Origin of the sequence: Sulfitobacter sp. TCYB15 (genome assembly GCF_040435955.1) — a bacterium.
GTDB lineage: Bacteria > Pseudomonadota > Alphaproteobacteria > Rhodobacterales > Rhodobacteraceae > Sulfitobacter > Sulfitobacter pontiacus.
This window is the reverse complement of sequence record NZ_CP159193.1, coordinates 732,044-751,253: the sequence shown is the minus strand read 5'-3', so window position 1 is coordinate 751,253 and position 19,210 is coordinate 732,044. Positions and strand designations below refer to the sequence as shown.

The following is a 19,210-nucleotide window of genomic DNA, read 5'->3' as shown; positions in this document are numbered from 1 at the left end:
GGTCAACTGGGGTCGCGCCAGCGGTTCACGATGGGATAGCGGCGGTCCAACCAGAACGCGCCCTTGGTCAAACGCGGACCGGGGGCGGACTGGAACCGTTTGTATTCACTGATATAGAGCAGGTGTTCGACCTTTTTGGCAACCTCGCGGTCAAAGCCCGCTGCCACGCAATCGGCGATGGACCCGTCATCATCCACAAGGATTGTCAGCATCGCGTCCAGATCGGGATAGTCGGGCAGGCTGTCGCTGTCTTTCTGATCCTCGCGCAGCTCGGCCGAGGGCGGCTTGTCGATGATGCGCGGCGCGATCACTTCTCCCTCCGGGCCCTTCATCCAGTCGCGGTGGTTCTCGTTGCGCCAGCGGCAGCTGTCGAAGACGCGGGTTTTATACATATCCTTGATGGGGTTATAGCCCCCCGCCATGTCGCCATAGATCGTGGCATAGCCCACCGCCACCTCTGACTTGTTGCCCGTAGTCAACAGCATCTCGCCGAACTTGTTGCTGACCGCCATCAACAGCAAACCGCGCAGGCGCGACTGGATATTTTCCTCGGTCAGGTCTGGGGTGGTGCCGTCAAACAGCGGGGCCAGCGTGTCGGTGATCGCGGCACGGCCCTGCGCAATCGGCACATAGTCGTAGCGGCAGCCTAGCGCCTTGGCGACGGATTCAGCATCGTCCAGCGAGGCTTGGGAGGTATATTCGGACGGCAGCATCACACAGCGCACATTGTCAGCGCCAAGCGCATCCACAGCGATCGTCGCCACAATCGCCGAATCGATCCCGCCCGACAGACCCAGCAACACTTTCTTGAACCCGGTCTTGCCCATGTAGTCGCGCAAGCCCTGCACCATGACGCGGTAATCCTGCTCAAGGTCCGACGGCATATGCGCCTTCTCGCCCTCGACCACGCGCCAGCCTTCGGGGGTCTGTTCAAGATCGACATGCGCGATCTGCGCGTCAAAGACGGGCATCTGGAACGCCAGCTTGCCGCCGGGGTTCAGCGCAAAGCTCGCCCCGTCAAAGACCTGATCATCCTGACCGCCCACCATATTGAGGTAGATCAGCGGCAGTTCAGTTTCGACCACGCGGGCGACCATATGGTTCAACCGCGTCTCGAATTTGCCGCGATAATAGGGCGATCCGTTGGGCACCAGCAGGAACTCCGCCCCGGTTTCGGCCAGCGTTTCGGCCACATCGGGGTGCCATGCGTCTTCGCAGATCGGGCTGCCGATGCGGGTATCGCCAACGGCGTACGGCCCACCCAAAGGCGCGCTGTCAAAAATGCGCACCTCGTCGAACACGGTCTCGTTCGGCAGGTTGTGCTTGAACACACGGCTGGCGATCTTGCCGTTTCTGAGGATCAGATAGGCGTTATAGAGCTTGGCCCCTTCGACCCAGGGCGCACCGATGGCCAGCGCGGGCCCGTCGGCACAATCAGCCGCCAGCGCTTCGAGGTGGGTCATCACATCCAGCTGGAACGCCTGCTTCATCACCAGATCTTGCGCGTTATACCCGGCCAGGAACATCTCGGGCAAAGCAACCAGATTGGCCCCTGCCTCTTTGCCCTGCGCCCAGGCCTCCCGCGCGAGGTCTGCGTTTCCGGCCAGATCCCCGACGGTGGGGTTCAACTGGCCAAGCGTGATGCGAAAACGCGATGTCATAGGGCGGTCCTTCGATAATCTACGCAAGTGATGTAGCAGATCACGCGCCAAGTGAAAGGCCAAGGCGCACCGCCGGGTAAAAGACGATTGCCCCCTTGCAGGCCATTGAATAGGCTAAGCGTTAACAAACTCGCCCGCCGCTCTTGGCCGCACTCTCTTTTGAAAGTTGCTGTATGACGAAATTGACCCTGACCCCGCTGATCCTTTGCCTTGGGCTGCTGCCCTTCCCCGCGCTTGCGCAGGACGGAGAGGTTCAAAGCAAGCAATACGACGATGGCGGCGTCTATGAGGGGACGTTCAAGGACGGCGTACAGCACGGGACCGGCACCTATACGCTGCCCAACGGCTATGAATACGAAGGTGCCTGGGTGGACGGAGAGATCAAGGGCAAAGGCGTCGCGCGTTTCCCCAACGGGTCTGTCTACGAGGGCAACTTTGAAAAGGGCAAACCGGACGGTTTCGGCAAGATCACCTTTGCCGATGGCGGCACCTATGAGGGCGAATGGGAGGCCGGTGCGATCACCGGTCAGGGCATCGCGCTTTATGCCAACGGGGTGCGCTACGAAGGGTCGTTCCGCAATGCCAACCACCACGGCAAGGGCGTCATGCAATCCCCCGGCGGGTACGAGTATCAGGGCGACTGGGTCGATGGCGTCAAGCAGGGCGTGGGCAAGATCACCTATCCCGATGGCGCGCTCTATGACGGTGACATCGCCGATGGCGAACGCAATGGCACGGGCACGCTGACCATGCCCGACGGGCTGACCTATACCGGCCAGTGGAAAGATGGGCAGATCGACGGCACCGGCACGCTGACCCAGCCCAACGGCGATGTCTACGAAGGCGATCTGGTCGCCGGTCAGCGCCAGGGCACGGGCAAGGTGACCTATGCCAATGGCGACACTTACGAGGGCGGCTTCGAGGACGACCGCCGCGAGGGTCAGGGCACGTTCACCGGCACAGATGGCTATGTCTACACCGGATCATGGGTTGCCGGGCAGATCGAAGGCACAGGCAAGGTGACCTACCCTGACGGCTCTGTCTACGAAGGCAGTTTCCGCGATGATCTGGCCGATGGGGAGGGCAAGATCACCTATCCCGACGGATCAACCTACGAAGGGTCATGGGTCGCGGGCGTGATCGAAGGCGAAGGCCGCGCGACCTACCCCAATGGCATCGTCTACGAGGGCGGGTTCAAGAACGCGCGCAACGACGGTCAGGGCGTGATGACCTATGCCGACGGCTATAAGTATGACGGCAGCTGGAAAGACGGCCAACGCAACGGCATGGGCACCGCGACCTACCCCGATGGCACCGTCTACACCGGCGGCTTTGTCGACGGGCTACGCGACGGCATGGGCAAGATCACCATGCCCGACGGGTTCACCTATGACGGCCAGTGGTCCGGCGGAGAGATCGAAGGCACCGGCACCGCCACCTACCCTAACGGCGACATCTACGAAGGCGCGTTCGAGGGCGGCAAACGTCAGGGTCAGGGCACCATGCGCTATAAAACGGGCGAGGAAGTCTCGGGCCAGTGGGTCAACGGCGCGCTGCAAGAAGCGGGCACAGCCCCTGCCGAAGATGCTGGTGCGGTGCCCACGCCTGACGCCACGGATGAGGCACCGACAGACGCCGACACTCCGTCAGAGGCACCCGCCGACAGTACGGACGAGGCTGAAGGCAACGACGGCTAGATCACCTCGCCCGCGTCCAGTCGGGCGAGCAAGGCATCGCCTTCGGCCAGAACTGTCTTGCGTTTGTCGGCGTCCATCCGGTCCCACGTGCGGTACATATTGCCCATGCGCGGATTGTTCGAGAACCGGTCGCGATGGCGGTCCAGAAAGTGCCAGTAAAGCAGGTTGAACGGGCAAGCGGTGTCACCCGTCTTTGCGCTGACTGAATAGTGGCAGCTTTTGCAGTGATCCGACATACGGTTGATATAGGCCCCGGACGAGACATAGGGCTTGGACGCGATAACGCCGCCGTCGGCGAATTGGCTCATGCCGATGGTATTGGGGGCCTCTACCCATTCAAAGGCATCGGCATAGACCGCCAGATACCATTCATGCACCTGCGCCGGATCAATCCCGGCCAACAGGGCAAAGTTGCCCGTCACCATCAGCCGCTGGATATGATGCGCATAGGCTTGGGTCCTGGTCTGCCCCACGGCCTTGGCCACACAGTTCATCCGCGTTTCGCCACCCCAGTAGAACCACGGCAGGTCGCGGTCATGCCCCAGAATATTGCGGGCGGTATAGTCCGGCCCCTCAAGGAAATAGATGCCCCGCACATACTCGCGCCAGCCGATGATCTGCCGGATGAACCCTTCGGCGGCGTTGATCGGCGCGTGTCCTGCGGCATAGGCGTTGGCAGCGGCCTCGCAAATCTCGGTCACGTTCAGCAACCCGATGTTGAGGTAGGGCGACAGGATCGCGTGATACAGGAATTCATTCTCGTTCAGCATCGCGTCTTGATAGTCCCCAAACCGCGGCAGGGCATTCGCGATGAAATGGTCCAGCGCCTGCAGCGCCTCGGCGCGGGTGGTGGCGAACCCAAAAGGCTCTAGCGCGCCGAAGTTATCGCCGAAACGCGCTTCAACCAGTTCCAGCACTTCGCGCGTCGTGGCATCCGGGTCGAACCGCAGGGGGCCATCTACGGTGACATCCTCGGGCGCGGCTTTGCGGTTGTCGTGGTCGAAGTTCCACTTGCCACCGGCGGGTTGATCCCCTTCCATCAGCAGGCCGGTCTTGCGGCGCATCTCGCGGTAGAAATACTCCATCCGCAACGCTTTGCGGCCTTCGGCCCATGCCTCGAATTCGGCATGAGTGGCAAGAAAGCGGTCGTCGGGCAGCAGATGCACCTTCATCGGGGCGTATTTCAGCTTGTCGATCAAGCGCCACTCCCCCGGCTCTGTCGCCAACACCTCGCTTGCCCCCGTCTGCGCTGCGCGGCGCAGCAATTCCCCCACGATAGAGCCCGCGTTATCCGTATCGTCCAGTTGCGTATAGGCGACCGTCCAGCCGTCCTGTTCCAACGCATGGGCAAACTTGCGCATCGCGGCAAAGATCAGGGCGATTTTCTTGGGGTGATGCCGGACATAGGCCGCCTCGTCCGCGACCTCGGCCATCACGACCGTATCGCGTGCCTTATCCGCCTGCGCCAAGGCGCTAAGCGTTTCTGTCAGCTGGTCGCCCAGAACCAGCACCAAACGCCCTACCATGGCACCGGCTTTCCGGCCCAGTCAAAGAACTGGCCTGTGTTCGCAGGCGTCAGTCCGTCGATCACAGCCAGCAGATTTTCCGCCGCCTCCGACGGTGCGACAGCGGGATGGCGGGCAAGGTATTTCGCGGTAAAGGCGGTCTTGACCGTGCCGGGGTGCAGGGCGACGCAGATACTGCTCTTGTGACTGCGCGCCAGTTCGATCGCGGCGGTGTGTACGATCTGGTTCACCGCCGCCTTGGCGCTGCGATAGCTGATCCAGCCGCCGATCCGATTGTCCCCGATCGACCCCACACGCGCAGAGAATACGGCAAAGACACAAGGCGCGTCCCGCCGCAGCAGGTCGCCCGCGTGGCGCAGCACCAGTGCAGGGCCCACGGCGTTCAACGCGAATTGGTCCAACATCGCCTTTTGGCTGATCGATTTGATCGTCTTTTCCGGTGCGGCGCCGTCAATCTCAAGCGCGCCTGTGGCCACCAGCACCACATCAAACGGCCCGTTTAGCGCGGTCAAGTGCTGGTCCACACTGCATTCGTCCGTGATGTCGAACCCGTCCACCGACCGTGACAGCCGCGTGACCGTATCGCCGTGCGCCTCGTAAGCGGCGGCCAAGGCGGCACCCACACCGCCCGACGCCCCGATGATCAAAACCTGTTTCATGCAAGGGGAGGTAGCGGAAAACAGCCTCCCTTCAAGCGCGGAAAAAAGGGCGCAGAAAAACCCTTCCCATTTGCGAATGCACGGGTATAACTTGTCGCCATGACACACGCCGATCATATTGCGATCCTGCCGCGCCGCTGCGCGACTTTCCTGCGTGCCAACCTACTGCTGCTAATCCGCCTCTGAGCGTGCCATCCGGCGCGCCCGCTCAGAGGGATGTGCCGCGCGCCACGGATTTATACAGCAGAATGAAAGAACCCAAACGATGACAGATACCACACAACAAGACCGCGTCTTGATTTTCGACACGACATTGCGCGACGGCGAACAATCCCCCGGCGCCACCATGACCCACGCCGAAAAGATCGAGATCGCGGGCCTGCTGGACGAGATGGGCGTCGACATTATCGAGGCCGGTTTCCCTATCGCCTCCGAAGGGGATTTCGCCGCCGTCAGCGAAATCGCGAAACTGTCGAAGAACTCGGTCATCTGCGGGCTGGCCCGCGCCCAATTCGGCGACATCGATCGTTGCTACGAGGCGATCAAACACGCGGCCCAGCCCCGCATTCACACATTTATCGGCACCTCGCCGCTGCACCGCGCCATTCCGAACCTCACGATGGACGAAATGGCCGACCGCATCCACGAAACGGTGACCCATGCACGCAACCTGTGCGACAATGTGCAATGGTCGCCGATGGACGCCACGCGGACCGAGCTTGATTACCTGTACCGTGTCGTCGAAATCGCGATCAAGGCGGGGGCGACCACGATCAACATCCCCGATACAGTCGGCTACACCGCCCCCCGCGAAAGCGCCGATCTGATCCGCAAGCTCTTGGAAAATGTCCCCGGCGCGGACGAAATCGTCTTTGCCACGCATTGTCACAACGACCTTGGCATGGCGACCGCCAACAGCCTTGCCGCCGTCGAAGCGGGCGCGCGCCAGATCGAATGTACGATCAACGGCTTGGGCGAACGCGCGGGCAACACCGCGTTGGAAGAGGTCGTGATGGCGCTGAAAGTGCGCAATGACATCATGCCGTTCCAGACCAAGATCGACAGCACCAAGATCATGAATATCTCGCGCCGCGTTGCCGCGGTTTCGGGCTTCGCCGTGCAGTTCAACAAGGCCATCGTCGGCAAGAACGCCTTTGCGCACGAAAGCGGCATCCATCAGGACGGCATGCTGAAGAACGCCGAAACATTCGAGATCATGCGCCCCGAAGACGTGGGCCTGACCGAGACCAACATCGTGATGGGCAAACACTCTGGCCGTGCGGCGTTGCGCTCGAAGCTGGAAAACCTCGGCTATGAATTGGGGGATAACCAGCTCAAGGACGTGTTTGTCCGTTTCAAGGAACTGGCCGACCGCAAGAAAGAGATCTACGACGACGATCTCATCGCCCTGATGCGCACCGCCACCGACCCTGAAAGCGACCGCATTGTGCTGGGTAGCATGACCGTCGTCTGCGGCACCGAAGGCCCGCAGAAGGCAGAGATGTCGCTGACGGTGGATGGTGCCGAAACCTCTACCTCGCAAACCGGTGACGGGCCTGTGGATGCCTCGTTCAACTGCATCAAGGCACTGGTCGATCACAGCGCGCGCTTGCAATTGTATCAGGTGCACGCCGTGACCGAAGGCACCGACGCGCAGGCCACCGTTTCTGTCCGGCTTGAGGAAGACGGCCGCATCGTGACCGGTCAGTCGGCCGATACAGACACCGTGGTGGCATCGGTCCGCGCCTATATCCACGCGCTCAACCGTCTGTTGGTGCGCCGCGAGAAGGGCGGCACCGACAAGCGCGAGATCAGCTATAAAGATGTGGTGGGCTAACCCGCCCGTTCTTCCCCCCGCGAACGCAAAAAGGCCCCCGACGTCGGGGGCCTTTTCTGTATCCGGTGTTCTGTCAGCGCAGATTAGAAATCTGTCAGACCCGCAAAAGTACCGGTCGCGCTTGAAAAGATGTTACCCAGCGAACGACGCTTGGAGGTACGGCGACCCAATTCATAGTTCACGCCGAAAGTCAGCTGGTCCACGTCCTCGCCACTGTCAAAGTCCAGACGGCCCAAGGCCAGCTCTACGTTCGCACCGGGGGTGAATTCATACTGACCGCCGATGGTGATCGACCGGACGTCTTCGGGCCCCAGATCCAGGAACCCGACAGAACCGATGGCAGAGAAGCCGTTGGCGAATTCATAGCCGCCTGCGACAGCGACAACGCTCAGATCATCCAGTTTTAGCAGCTCTGCCTGTACGTTGTATTGCGCGACATCATAATCGGCATAGGCGGCGTAAAGCGTCTCGTCTTCGATGTGAACGAGATCCAGACCGACGGTGCCGGTGGGGGTAACATCCCAAGCGGCGAAGATGCTGAAGGTCATGTCGTCCAGATCGGAGGAATCACCGATTGCGGCACCAAAGGTATGCGCGCCGGACTGATAGGACCCGAACAGGCTGGTGACATCCGCGTCGAAACCTTCGATGTCAAAACGCGAATAGTCGAGACCGATGTTAAAGCCGTTGGCCAGAGCGTATTCAACGCCCACTGTACCCAGATCGATATCGACACCCTCGATAGAGATGTTCGACAGCTCACCCGAGAAGATGAAGTTGTCGTAGCGGTATTCGATGCCGCCGCCAAAGGATTTCACGTCGATCGTGCCTGCGCCGTCAACGTCGAAGTCGTGGAATTTCGCGAAAGCCGTGCCATAGGTCAGTTCGGCAGCAGCTGCGGTTGCGGTCACGCTCAGAAGCGAGGCGACAAAAATATTACGGATCATGCTGGTTCCTTCGCACAATTTACGGTTGCTCGTACCATGGCTCTTAGGCGCAGCGGAATCCGCCCGCAACACCCAAGCGAAACCGCCGTTACGATCCGTTTACTTGTGGTATTTTTGACCCGCCTGAACCGGTGCCCGACGCCCCTTAGCGATAGGGGTCCTTGGGGCTGCGATCCTCTGACAGCGACTGTTGCGAGCGTTCGACGATCATCACTGTGGCATCGGCCAGATGCTGGCGTTCGATATGGTGATCTCCGCGTGCGACGCGCAGCTTATGCGCCTCTAGCATCACTTCCGCGTGGGACGATCCGCGCGGCGGGATGAAGGTGTAGCAGGCCAGTTCGATCAGGAACCCCAGCGGATCCTTGAAGTAGATCGAATGCATGAACCCGCGATCCTTCACGCCCGAATTGCCGATCCCCCGCTCCTTGAGCCGGTCGAGCACTTGATCAAACATGGCGCGGTCGACCTCGAACGCAAGATGGTGCACGCAGCCCGCATCCGTCGGCGTGCGACTGTAGACGGGTTTGCGGTTTTCATTGGTAAAGATCGTGATCAACCGGCCGTCGCCGGGATCGAAATACAGGTGCCCTTCGTCGGGATCGTCCAGATTTGGCTGGTCGAAGATGAACGGCATGCCCAGCAGACCCTCCCAGAAGTCGATACTGGTCTGACGGTCCGCGCCCATCAGCGTAATGTGATGCACACCAATAACTTGAATCTTCTGCATTTCTCTCTCCCCCTATTGTCCGGCTTGCCGCAAACCATAGCGCGGTGGCGGCATCATGCCACCACAAAGGTCAACCCCCCTTTCGTCTTTGACCTCATCGGCCTATAAGCCGTTTAGCCCGTGACTTGTCAGAGTCGACGGGCCAAAATGAATTTTTGCAAGGTCCTGCTGCCCATGTCCGTTTTTGATCAATTCCGTGGTTTGTTCTCGTCCGATATGGCCATCGACCTCGGGACCGCGAACACCTTGGTTTATGTCAAAGGCAAGGGCATCGTCCTGTCCGAACCTTCGGTTGTCGCCTATCACGTCAAGGACGGCGTCAAAAAGGTGCTGGCCGTGGGCGAAGACGCAAAGTTGATGCTGGGCCGGACCCCCGGCAGCATCGAAGCGATCCGCCCCATGCGCGAGGGCGTGATTGCCGACTTTGACACCGCCGAAGAGATGATCAAGCATTTCATCCGCAAGGTGCACAAACGGTCGACCTTCTCGAAGCCCAAGATCATCGTCTGTGTGCCGCATGGGGCGACGCCTGTTGAAAAACGCGCGATCCGTCAGTCGGTGCTGTCTGCGGGCGCACGCCGCGCCGGCCTGATTGCCGAACCGATTGCAGCGGCCATCGGGGCGGGCATGCCGATCACCGATCCGACCGGGAACATGGTTGTCGATATAGGTGGTGGCACAACCGAGGTCGCGGTGCTGTCCTTGGGCGATATCGTCTATGCGCGCTCTGTCCGTGTGGGCGGCGACCGTATGGACGAGGCGATCATCAGCTACCTGCGTCGCCAGCAGAACCTGCTGATCGGTGAAACAACGGCCGAGCGGGTGAAAACCTCTATCGGGACCGCACGGATGCCCGACGACGGGCGCGGCACCTCGATGCAGATCCGCGGGCGCGACCTGCTGAATGGTGTCCCCAAAGAGATCGAAGTGACCCAGGCGCAGATCGCCGAAGCGCTGGCCGAGCCTGTGCAGCAGATCTGCGAGGCGGTGATGACCGCGCTGGAGACCACCCCGCCCGATCTGGCGGCTGACATCGTGGACCGTGGCGTCATGCTGACCGGTGGCGGTGCCTTGCTGGGCGATCTGGATCTGGCGCTGCGCGAACAGACCGGGCTGGCCATTTCCGTGGCGGATGAACCGTTGAACTGCGTGGCTTTGGGAACCGGCAAAGCGCTGGAGTATGAAAAGCAGCTGCGCCACGCCATCGACTACGACAGCTAATCGGCGCAGCTATAACAGCCCGGGATGCGGCAGGACGGCGCTGCCCTCGCGGTGGGAAACGTATAACGCATGGCCATCGACCGATCCTCTTCGAACGATTTTGGGCGCCCGCTGCGCCGCTTGCTGCTGGCCGTCATCGTGCTGGTGCTGGCGGGCATCTTTCTGCTGTGGCGGATCGACAGCCCCCGTGTCGAACGGTTTCGCGCGCAGATCACCGACCGGATCGTCCCCAATCTGGATTGGGCGATGGCCCCTGTTACCGGCACGGTGAACCTGTTCCGCGATTTCCAAAGCTATCAACGTCTGACCGTGCAGAACCAGGAACTGCGGTCCGAGCTGCGCAAGATGCAGACCTGGAAAGAGGCCGCGCTGCAGCTTGAACAGGAAAACGCCCGTTTGCTGGACCTGAACAAGGTGCGGCTTGATCCGCGTTTGACCCATATCACCGGTGTAGTGCAGGCGGACTCCGGTTCGCCCTTCCGCCAGTCTGTGCTGCTGAACGTCGGGGCCCGTGATGGCATTGTCGATGGCTGGGCCACGGTGGACGGCATCGGGCTGGTAGGGCGTATTTCCGGCGTGGGCGAAAACACCGCGCGCGTCATTCTGGTGACCGATACCTCTAGCCGCATACCGGCGGTGATCCAGCCGTCGGGACAGCGGGCGATTATTGCGGGCGACAACTCCGCCGCGCCACCGATTGATTTTCTCGAGAACCCCGACCTTGTGCGTCCCGGTGATCGGGTCAGCAGCTCTGGCGATGGCGGCGTGTTTCCTGCGGGTATCCTGATCGGTCAGGTCGCCGCCGACCCCGGCGGGCGGCTGCGCGTGCGTCTTGCGGCGGATTTCGAGCGGCTCGAATTCCTGCGCGTGCTGCGCCACCATGGCTCCGAAAAAGTGAACGAGGATGCGGCCGTGGTGCGGGATGACGCCACGGGCATGATCGCGCCCCTGCCCTTTGATCCTGCGACCGAGTGATGGACGAACTGTCGCCCCTGCGATTGTGGCTGATGCGCGCGGCGTTTCTGGCGCTGACGGTGGTCCTGCTGTTTTTCCATCTGCTGCCGCTTGATACCCAGCCGATCGCGCTCTTCGCGCCCGAGCTGTCGCCCCCACTGGCCACCATCGACCCCGCAGAGGCGCGCCTGCGGGCCCTGCTGGACCAAGGCAGCGACCGCATCTGGATCGCCCCCGACCTGCTGATCGCCTTTGCGCTGGCGTGGTCTGTGCGGCGGCCCGACTATGTCCCCGCCCTGCTGCTTGCCGTCGCCTTCCTGCTGACGGACCTGTTGCTGCAACGCCCGCCCGGCCTCTGGGCGCTGCTGGCGTTGCTGGCATGCGAGAATATGAAAACCCGTGGCCGCACCCTGCGCGACAGCACCTTTGGCGCGGAATGGCTGGCGGTCTCGGTATGGCTGATCGCTATTTTGATGCTGAACCGGATCGTGCTATCGTTGCTGCTGGTCCCACCGCCACAATGGTCGCTGAGCCTGTTTGAACTGGCCGTCACGATCCTGACCTATCCGGCTGTGGTGTTTGTGACCCATGCGCTGATGGGCGTGCGCAAATCCGCCCCCGGCGATCTGGACAGTATGGGCAACCGCTCATGAGGAGACCAAGATGAGACGCAGCAGGGCCGATAGCGAAGCCAGCCATTCCAAGCTCAGCCGCCGCGCTGTTTTGCTGGGCAGCGCGCAGCTGCTGTTCATGGGCGGTCTGGCCGCGCGGATGAATTACTTGCAGGTCGATCAGGCTGACCAGTTCCGCCTGCTGGCCGAAGAGAACCGGATCAACATCCGGTTGATCCCGCCTGCACGAGGCGAAATCTTTGACCGCAACGGCGTGCGGTTGGCGCAAAACGTGCCGTCGTACCGGATCGTGATCGTACGCGAGGATGCCGATGATGTGGATGCGGTGATGGACCGGCTGGGCAAGGTCATCGACCTTGATCCCGAAATGCGCGACCGCGCGATGGCCGAAATCAAACGCTCCGCCCCGTTCCTGCCGGTGACCGTCGCCGATGATGTCACATGGGACGAGGTAAGCCGCGTGTCGGTCAACGCCCCCGCCCTACCCGGTGTCAGCCCCGAGGTCGGCCTGACCCGTGTCTATCCCCGTGGGTCGGACTTTGCGCATATCGTCGGCCGTGTGGGCCGCGTGAGCCAAGCGGATCTGGATGCGCTGGAAAACCCCGACGCGGTGCTGCGCATCCCCCGATTCCAGATCGGCAAGATCAACGTCGAGGCCCGACAGGAATCCCTGTTGCGCGGCTCTGCCGGCACCAAACAGGTCGAGGTCAACGCCACCGGCCGTGTGATGCGCGAACTGGCCCGCCGCGAAGGGCAATCGGGGGCCGATCTGCAGCTCACCATCGATTCCAAGCTGCAGAACTTTGTGCAGGCCCGTCTGGGGAGCGAAAGCGCCGCCGTCGTGATCATGGATTGCGAGAACGGCGATCTGGTCGCCAATGCCTCTTCGCCCAGCTACGACCCGAACCTGTTCATCGGGGGGATATCCTCGGCCGATTATAACCCGCTGCTGCAATCGGAATACCGCCCGCTGGTCAACAAGACCGTGCAGGGCACCTACCCGCCCGGATCGACCTACAAGATGGTCGTGGCTATGGCCGCCCTCGAAGAGGGCATCGTCGGCCCCGAAGAAACCGTCTATTGCCCCGGCCACCTAGAGGTCGGCGGTCGCCGTTTCCACTGCTGGAAACGCGCAGGTCACGGCTGGATCGACCTCGAGAACTCGCTCAAGCAATCCTGCGACGTCTATTACTATGATCTGGCGATGAAAGTCGGGATCGAGAAAATCTCGGCCATGGCGAACCGCTTTGGTCTGGGCTGGAAACACGACCTGCCGCTGTCCTCCGTCGCCGCCGGTCTGGCTCCCACGAAAGAGTGGAAGCAAGCGACCAAAGGCGATTCATGGGTGATCGGCGATACGGTTAATGCCTCTATCGGGCAAGGCTTCACCCTCAGTTCGCCGCTGCAACTGGCGGTGATGACCGCGCGGATCGCCACCAACCGCGCCGTGGTCCCGCGGCTGATCAAATCGATTGACGGTGTCGAACAACCCAGCGGCGCGGGCGAGCCTCTGGGCATGAACGAAAACAACATGCGGCAAGTGCGCAAGGGCATGTATTCGGTGGTAAACGACCGACGCGGCACCGGCTACCGGTCGCGCGTCATCGCCGAGGGTGTGCGCATGGCCGGCAAAAGCGGCACCAGCCAGGTACGCAACATCACCGCGGCCGAACGCGCGCGCGGGGTCAGCCGCAACGAGGACCTGCCCTGGGAACGCCGCGACCACGCGCTGTTTGTCGCCTTCGCCCCCTATGACAAGCCACGCTATGCGGTATCGGTGCTGGTGGAACACGGCGGCGGCGGATCGACCGCAGCGGCCCCCATCGCCCGCGATGTCATGCTGCAAGCGATCTATGGCGGCGAACCGCCGCTAGAGGCCTACCCCACCGCCGACCGCGGCCGCATCGCCGAGCAGCAAAAAGCCCTGCGCGCGATCCAGCCCCAAGCGGACTTCAGCGGGAAAGACCAAGCATGAGCTACCTTGAATATACGGTCAAACATGTGCCCACGGGCTTTGCCAAGATCCTGCACCTGAACTGGCCGCTGACCATCCTGCTGGCCGCTGTTTCGGGGGTGGGGTTCCTGATGCTCTACTCCGTGGCCGGTGGCAGCTTTACCCCCTGGGCCGAACCGCAGATGAAACGCTTTGCCCTTGGCATCGCGCTGATGATCGCCGCGGGGATGGTGCCGATCTGGCTTTGGCGAAACCTTGCAGGCGTGGCCTATTTCGGGACCGTAATCCTGCTGATCGGGGTAGAACTTTTCGGCGCTGTCGGTATGGGCGCACAGCGCTGGATCGAGCTCGGATCGTTCCGCCTGCAACCCTCCGAACTGATGAAGATCACGCTGGTGATGATGCTGGCCGCCTATTACGACTGGCTCCCACCCAAGAAAACCTCGCGCCCGCTTTGGGTGTTGCTGCCGGTCCTGCTGATCCTCATCCCCACGGCACTGGTGCTGAAACAGCCCGACCTGGGCACCGCGATCCTGCTGATGGCAGCGGGCGGCGGGCTGATGTTTCTGGCCGGTGTGCACTGGGGCTATTTCGCCGTGGTCATCACCGGCGCCGTCGGACTGGTGACGGCGGTGTTCCAGTCCCGCGGCACGCCGTGGCAGCTGATCAAGGATTACCAGTTCCGGCGCATTGACACGTTTATCGATCCCAGCACCGACCCGTTGGGCGCAGGGTATCACATCACGCAATCCAAGATCGCGCTCGGCTCCGGCGGCTGGACGGGGCGCGGGTTCATGCAAGGCACCCAGTCGCGCCTGAACTTCCTGCCCGAAAAACACACGGACTTCATCTTTACCACCCTGGCGGAAGAGTTCGGCTTTGTCGGCGGGTTCTCCCTGCTGGGTCTCTATGCGCTGATCATCGTCTTCTGCGTCGCGGCGGCGCTGATCAACAAGGACCGTTTCTCGTCGCTGCTGACCCTTGGCATCGCGCTGAACTTCTTTTTGTTCTTCGCGGTGAACATGTCGATGGTGATGGGGCTGGCGCCCGTTGTCGGGGTCCCCTTGCCGCTGGTCAGCTATGGCGGATCGGCGATGCTGGTGTTGCTGCTGGCTTTTGGCCTTGTACAATCGGCCCATGTCCACCGCCCCAGATAGGAAGCCCATGCCTCTCAATATCCTTTTCGCCGCGCGCCCCGAACGCTGGGTGACGTATGAAACGCCGCTGCGCCAAGCGCTTGATGCCGCGGGGATCGCGGCTCACCTATCAACGGATATCGCCCCGCAGGACGTGGACTACATCGTCTATGCCCCCAACAGCCCCTTGCAGGATTTCACGCCCTACACGCGGGCCAAGGCGGTGCTGAACCTCTGGGCGGGGGTGGAAAACATCACCAATAACGCGACGCTGAAGATCCCTCTGGCGCGGATGGTGGACCCGGGGCTGACCAAGGGGATGGTGGAATGGGTCACGGGCCATGTGATGCGCTATCATCTGGGGCTGGACACGGACATTCGCAAAACGGACACCGATTGGACCCCGCGCACCCCGCCGCTGGCACAGGAACGACAGGTCACTATTCTGGGTCTGGGGGCCTTGGGCGCGGCGGTGGCGGAAACTCTGGTCTATCTGGGGTTCAACGTCACCGGTTGGTCGCGCAGCCCCAAGGACATCGCGGGCGTCACCTGCCTGCATGGGGACGCCGGGCGCGCAGATGCCCTGCGCCGTGCCGAGATCGCTGTGCTGCTGCTGCCCAACACGCCCGATACCGAAAACACGCTGAATGCCGAGACGCTGGCGCAAATGCCCGCTGGTGCCTGTATCATCAACCCGGGCCGCGGCGCGCTGATCGATGACGACGCGCTGCTGGCAGCGCTCGACAGCGGCCAGATCGCCCATGCCACGCTGGATGTGTTCCGTGTCGAGCCCTTGCCCGCAGACCACCCCTATTGGGCGCATCCCAACGTCACCGTCACGCCCCACATCGCCGCTGAAACCCGCGCGACAACCGCTGCACAGGCCATCGTCGAAAACATCCGCCGCGGTGAAGCGGGTGAGGATTTCCTGCATCTGGTGGATCGCGCCAAAGGCTACTGACCCGCCCCGTATCGAGGGCGGGATTTGAGTTTATTTGGCAAAATGAAGCTGCAGCCGCGCGCCCCTTCATTTTGCCTCTTAAACTCTCGCCGAAGGCAGGCCGGCCGCGGGCGCTCAGCCTGCTGTCAGACCGCGACCCTTCAACAAAGCCTCTACCCCCGGCAACCGGCCACGGAACGCCTTGTACAGTTCCGCCGCGTCCTGACTGCCGCCGGTGGACAGGATGTGCTGCTCTAGCGCGGCGGCGCGGTCGGGATCAAAGGCGCTACCGGCCTCTTCAAAGGCGGCGAAGGCGTCTGCGTCCATCACCTCGGACCACATGTAGCTATAGTAGCCGCTGGAATAGCCGTCGCCCGAAAAGACATGGGCAAACTGCGGCGTGGCGTGGCGCATGGTGATTGCCGGCGGCATGCCCAGACCGGCCAGTACCTGCGCCTGTTTCTCCATCGGATCGGCAGGTGCCGCACCGTCGTGGAATTCGAGGTCTACCAGCGCAGAGGCGACATATTCGACCGTGGCGAACCCCATGTCGAAATTCGCGGCCCCCAGCACCTTTTCCAACATCTCGGGCGGCATGGGGTCGCCTGTTTTGGCGTGGGTGGCAAATTGGCTGAGCACGTCGGGCACTTCGAGCCAATGTTCGAACAACTGGCTGGGCAGTTCGACAAAGTCACGCGCGACCGATGTGCCGCTCACGGATTCGTAGGTCACATCCGACAGCATCTGGTGCAGCGCATGGCCGAATTCATGAAACAGCGTGCGTGCATCGTCATAGGACAGCAGCGCAGGCGCGGCTTTGGCAAAATTGCACACGTTGATCACGATGGGCGACTGCACGTCGGGGAATTTCGCCTGAGACCGCATGGCGCTGCACCACGCGCCCGACCGTTTCGATCCGCGTGCAAAGTAGTCACCGATGAACACGGCCACATGTTCGCCGTTGCGGGTCACTTCCCACGCGCGACAATCGGGGTGATAGAGCGGCACGTCGAGGGGCTTGAATTCGAGAGCGAACAATCGCGTGGCGCAGTCGAAGGCGGCGTCGATCATCCGGTCCAGCTGGAAATACGGTTTCAACGCGGCTTCATCCAGATCATGCTCTGCCACGCGCCGTTTCTGCGCATAGTAGCGCCAGTCCCACGGGGCCAGATCGGCGTTCACGCCATCGTCATGCATCATACGGGTCAGCACCTCGGCGTCTGCTTGCGCTTGGCGTTTTGCCGGGGTCCAGACATCCATCAGCAGCTGGCGCACCGCTCTGGGCGTTTTCGCCATCTCTGTTTCCAGCTTGTAAGCCGCGAAATTGTCATAGCCCAGAAGCTTGGCCCGTTCCTCGCGCAGGGCGAGGATCTCGGCAGCGATGGCGCGGTTATCGGTCTCGCCGCCATTGGCCCCACGGGACTGCCAAGCGAGAAACGCCTTTTCGCGCAGATCGCGGCGCGGCGAGAATTGCAGGAACGGTGTGATCAAAGACCGCGAAAGGGTAATGACCGACCCGCCTGCCTCTTTCTCCTCGCCCGCCGCACGGGCGGCATCGATGACAAAGTCGGGCAGCCCTTCCAGATCGGATTCCTCCAACGGCATGAACCAGCTGCGTTCATCCGCCAGCAGGTTCTGGGTGAACTGTGTCCCCAGCACCGCCAGCCGGTTCTTGATCTCTTTCATCCGCGCATCATCCGCACCCTCCAGCGCGGCGCCTGCGCGCACAAAGCCGCGGTGGGTCAGCATCAACACCCGTGCCTGTTCGGGCGTCAGATCGAAGCTGTCGCGATTTTCCCAGACGGAGGCCACGCGCGCAAACAGCGCCTTGTTGCTTGAGATGTCAGAGAAATGCGCCGACAGCAGCGGCGAGAATTTGCGCTGCAGGTCTTCGCGCGTGGGGTTGCTGTCGGCCCCTGCGACGGTGAAGAACACGCCCAACACGCGGTCCAGCTGGCTGCCTGCTTCCTCGAGCGCCTCGATCGTGTTGGAAAACGTCGGATCGTATTCGCAGTCGGCGATGGCGTCGATCTCCATCCGGTGCGTCTGCAGGGCCTCGTCCAGCGCGGGGGCGAAATCATCGTCGGAAATCTTGTCGAAAGGGGCGATCTGAAACGGGGTGTCCCAATCCTGTAGCAAAGGGTTTGTCATGGCGGTCTCCTTTACGGATCAAGCTATGCACTGCGGCGGGGCAATACAATCGCAATACCCGCGCACCAAGCCGCCATGACGGGTCGTCTAGTCGCCCGCGTTCCCGCAGATCGGACAGTCGTCCCGTTTGGAGACGCCGATCACGCGGTTCTCGCCGTAGAGCGCATCATACATCAGCATTTGACCACGCAGCGGCGCACCGGCACCGGTGATCAGCTTGATCGCCTCGGATGCCATCATCGCGCCGATCACGCCGGGCAAGGGGCCGATCACCCCGGCTTGCGCACAGCTGGGGGCAAGATGGGCCGCCGGGGCCTGCGGGAAAATGCACTGGTAGCACGGCGCGCCCTTGGAGGGGTCAAAGATGCTCAGTTGTCCTTCCCATTGCGACAGCGCCCCCGAGATCAGCGGCAAACCGGCGGCGACACAGGTGCGGTTCACCAGATAGCGCGTGTCGAAATTATCCGTGCCGTCCAGCACCAGATCGTAGTCGGCGAAAAGCTCTGCCGCGATGTCTTCCGTCAGGCGGCGGTGATAGGGGCGCACGGTGACAAAAGGGTTCTGCGCCTCCATCTCGGCCTGCGCTGAAAAGACCTTGGGCGTGCCGATGGCGCTGTCCTTGTGGATCACTTGCCGTTGCAGATTGGCATTCTCGACCACATCGTCATCGATCACACCAATCGTGCCGACACCGGCCGCCGTCAGATATTGCAGCACCGGCGCGCCAAGCCCACCCGCGCCAATGACCAGCACCCGCGCCTGCTTTAGCGCCTTTTGGCCCGGTCCGCCGACCTCGCGCAGCACGATGTGGCGGGCATAGCGGTTCAGCTCCGTTTCCGAGAATGTGCCAGTTTGCGCGGCGGGCGTCGGTACGGCCACCGGTTCGGCGCGGGCGCGCAGGCGGTTCAACACCCAGCTATAGCCAAAGATCAGCAGCAGAAATCCCGTCAGCAGCAGCCAGGGGGCTGCCGAGCCACCCGTCGCCACGCGCAAGGGGTGCGCTTGGGGCAGCAAGAGGTTCAACCCGATCACCAGACCAAACAGCATTCCCAACACCACGATGCGCCGTTCGCGCGGCTGGCCGAACGCGGCCCCCGCGCCCCAGATCAACGCGGCCAGTCCCAGCACCAACAGCATCAGACGCCTCCCCCGGTGACATGGGGAT

Annotated in this window: 15 protein-coding genes; 8 read left to right on the top strand and 7 right to left on the bottom strand. The window is 62.1% G+C overall.

Features of this window, described 5'->3' with window-relative positions; all coding sequences use genetic code 11:
- Positions 1-2: 2 nt before the first annotated feature.
- Positions 3-1,661: an NAD+ synthase gene (locus ABM428_RS03570; protein ID WP_353628179.1), complete on the bottom strand. Its 1,659-nt coding sequence runs from the start codon at positions 1,659-1,661 to the stop codon at positions 3-5.
- A gap of 173 nt (positions 1,662-1,834) precedes the next feature.
- Between ABM428_RS03570 and ABM428_RS03565 the strand changes: the two genes are divergently transcribed.
- A complete protein-coding gene (locus tag ABM428_RS03565) occupies positions 1,835-3,358 on the top strand; it encodes a 2-isopropylmalate synthase (RefSeq protein ID WP_353628178.1) in 1,524 nt (507 codons plus the stop codon).
- On the opposite strand, the gene ABM428_RS03560 is transcribed toward ABM428_RS03565, so the two are convergent.
- Together ABM428_RS03560 and ABM428_RS03555 are read right to left on the bottom strand one after the other, a co-directional pair.
- Complete coding sequence (locus tag ABM428_RS03560; protein WP_353628177.1) at positions 3,355-4,884, bottom strand: cryptochrome/photolyase family protein; 1,530 nt, start codon at positions 4,882-4,884, stop codon at positions 3,355-3,357. The two genes, ABM428_RS03565 and ABM428_RS03560, sit on opposite strands and share 4 nt — an antisense overlap.
- Entirely contained in the window at positions 4,878-5,543 is a 666-nt protein-coding gene (locus ABM428_RS03555; RefSeq protein WP_132997546.1) for an SDR family NAD(P)-dependent oxidoreductase, read from the bottom strand. Before ABM428_RS03555 ends, ABM428_RS03560 begins: the two co-directional genes overlap by 7 nt.
- A 265-nt stretch (positions 5,544-5,808) precedes the next feature.
- Between ABM428_RS03555 and ABM428_RS03550 the strand changes: the two genes are divergently transcribed.
- Complete coding sequence (locus ABM428_RS03550) at positions 5,809-7,380, top strand: 2-isopropylmalate synthase (protein ID WP_132997545.1); 1,572 nt, start codon at positions 5,809-5,811, stop codon at positions 7,378-7,380.
- Positions 7,381-7,463: 83 nt separating this feature from the next.
- On the opposite strand, the gene ABM428_RS03545 is transcribed toward ABM428_RS03550, so the two are convergent.
- The gene (locus tag ABM428_RS03545) at positions 7,464-8,327 is read right to left on the bottom strand and encodes a porin (RefSeq protein WP_132997544.1); all 864 of its coding nucleotides are present in this window, start codon (positions 8,325-8,327) and stop codon (positions 7,464-7,466) included.
- Positions 8,328-8,472: 145 nt separating this feature from the next.
- Entirely contained in the window at positions 8,473-9,057 is a 585-nt protein-coding gene (locus ABM428_RS03540) for a VOC family protein (RefSeq protein ID WP_353628176.1), read from the bottom strand.
- A gap of 174 nt (positions 9,058-9,231) precedes the next feature.
- Here ABM428_RS03540 and ABM428_RS03535 point away from each other — a divergent pair, with 174 nt between their 5' ends.
- The 6 genes from ABM428_RS03535 to ABM428_RS03510 all read left to right on the top strand — a co-directional run bounded on the left by ABM428_RS03535 (position 9,232) and on the right by ABM428_RS03510 (position 15,915).
- The gene (locus ABM428_RS03535; RefSeq protein WP_037944896.1) at positions 9,232-10,278 is read left to right on the top strand and encodes a rod shape-determining protein; all 1,047 of its coding nucleotides are present in this window, start codon (positions 9,232-9,234) and stop codon (positions 10,276-10,278) included.
- 69 nt (positions 10,279-10,347) lie between these two features.
- Entirely contained in the window at positions 10,348-11,253 is a 906-nt protein-coding gene (mreC, locus tag ABM428_RS03530; RefSeq protein WP_005851329.1) for a rod shape-determining protein MreC, read from the top strand.
- Complete coding sequence (locus tag ABM428_RS03525) at positions 11,253-11,885, top strand: hypothetical protein (protein WP_037943169.1); 633 nt, start codon at positions 11,253-11,255, stop codon at positions 11,883-11,885. The genes mreC and ABM428_RS03525 overlap by 1 nt, the downstream gene beginning before the upstream one ends.
- Before the next feature lie 10 nt (positions 11,886-11,895).
- Positions 11,896-13,839: a penicillin-binding protein 2 gene (gene mrdA, locus ABM428_RS03520; protein ID WP_132997543.1), complete on the top strand. Its 1,944-nt coding sequence runs from the start codon at positions 11,896-11,898 to the stop codon at positions 13,837-13,839.
- Positions 13,836-14,975 carry a rod shape-determining protein RodA gene (gene rodA / locus ABM428_RS03515; protein WP_037943167.1) on the top strand — a complete coding sequence of 380 codons (1,140 nt, stop codon included), beginning with the start codon at positions 13,836-13,838 and terminating at the stop codon, positions 14,973-14,975. Before mrdA ends, rodA begins: the two co-directional genes overlap by 4 nt.
- A 7-nt stretch (positions 14,976-14,982) precedes the next feature.
- Positions 14,983-15,915 (top strand): glyoxylate/hydroxypyruvate reductase A, encoded by a 933-nt coding sequence (locus tag ABM428_RS03510; protein WP_132997542.1) that lies wholly within the window; start codon positions 14,983-14,985, stop codon positions 15,913-15,915.
- Between the two features lie 114 nt (positions 15,916-16,029).
- On the opposite strand, the gene ABM428_RS03505 is transcribed toward ABM428_RS03510, so the two are convergent.
- Positions 16,030-18,045 carry a M3 family metallopeptidase gene (locus tag ABM428_RS03505; RefSeq protein WP_353628175.1) on the bottom strand — a complete coding sequence of 672 codons (2,016 nt, stop codon included), beginning with the start codon at positions 18,043-18,045 and terminating at the stop codon, positions 16,030-16,032.
- Positions 18,046-18,132: 87 nt separating this feature from the next.
- On the bottom strand, positions 18,133-19,182 hold the full coding sequence (locus ABM428_RS03500; protein ID WP_353628174.1) for a molybdopterin-synthase adenylyltransferase MoeB: 1,050 nt from the start codon (positions 19,180-19,182) through the stop codon (positions 18,133-18,135).
- Positions 19,183-19,210 lie beyond the last annotated feature (28 nt).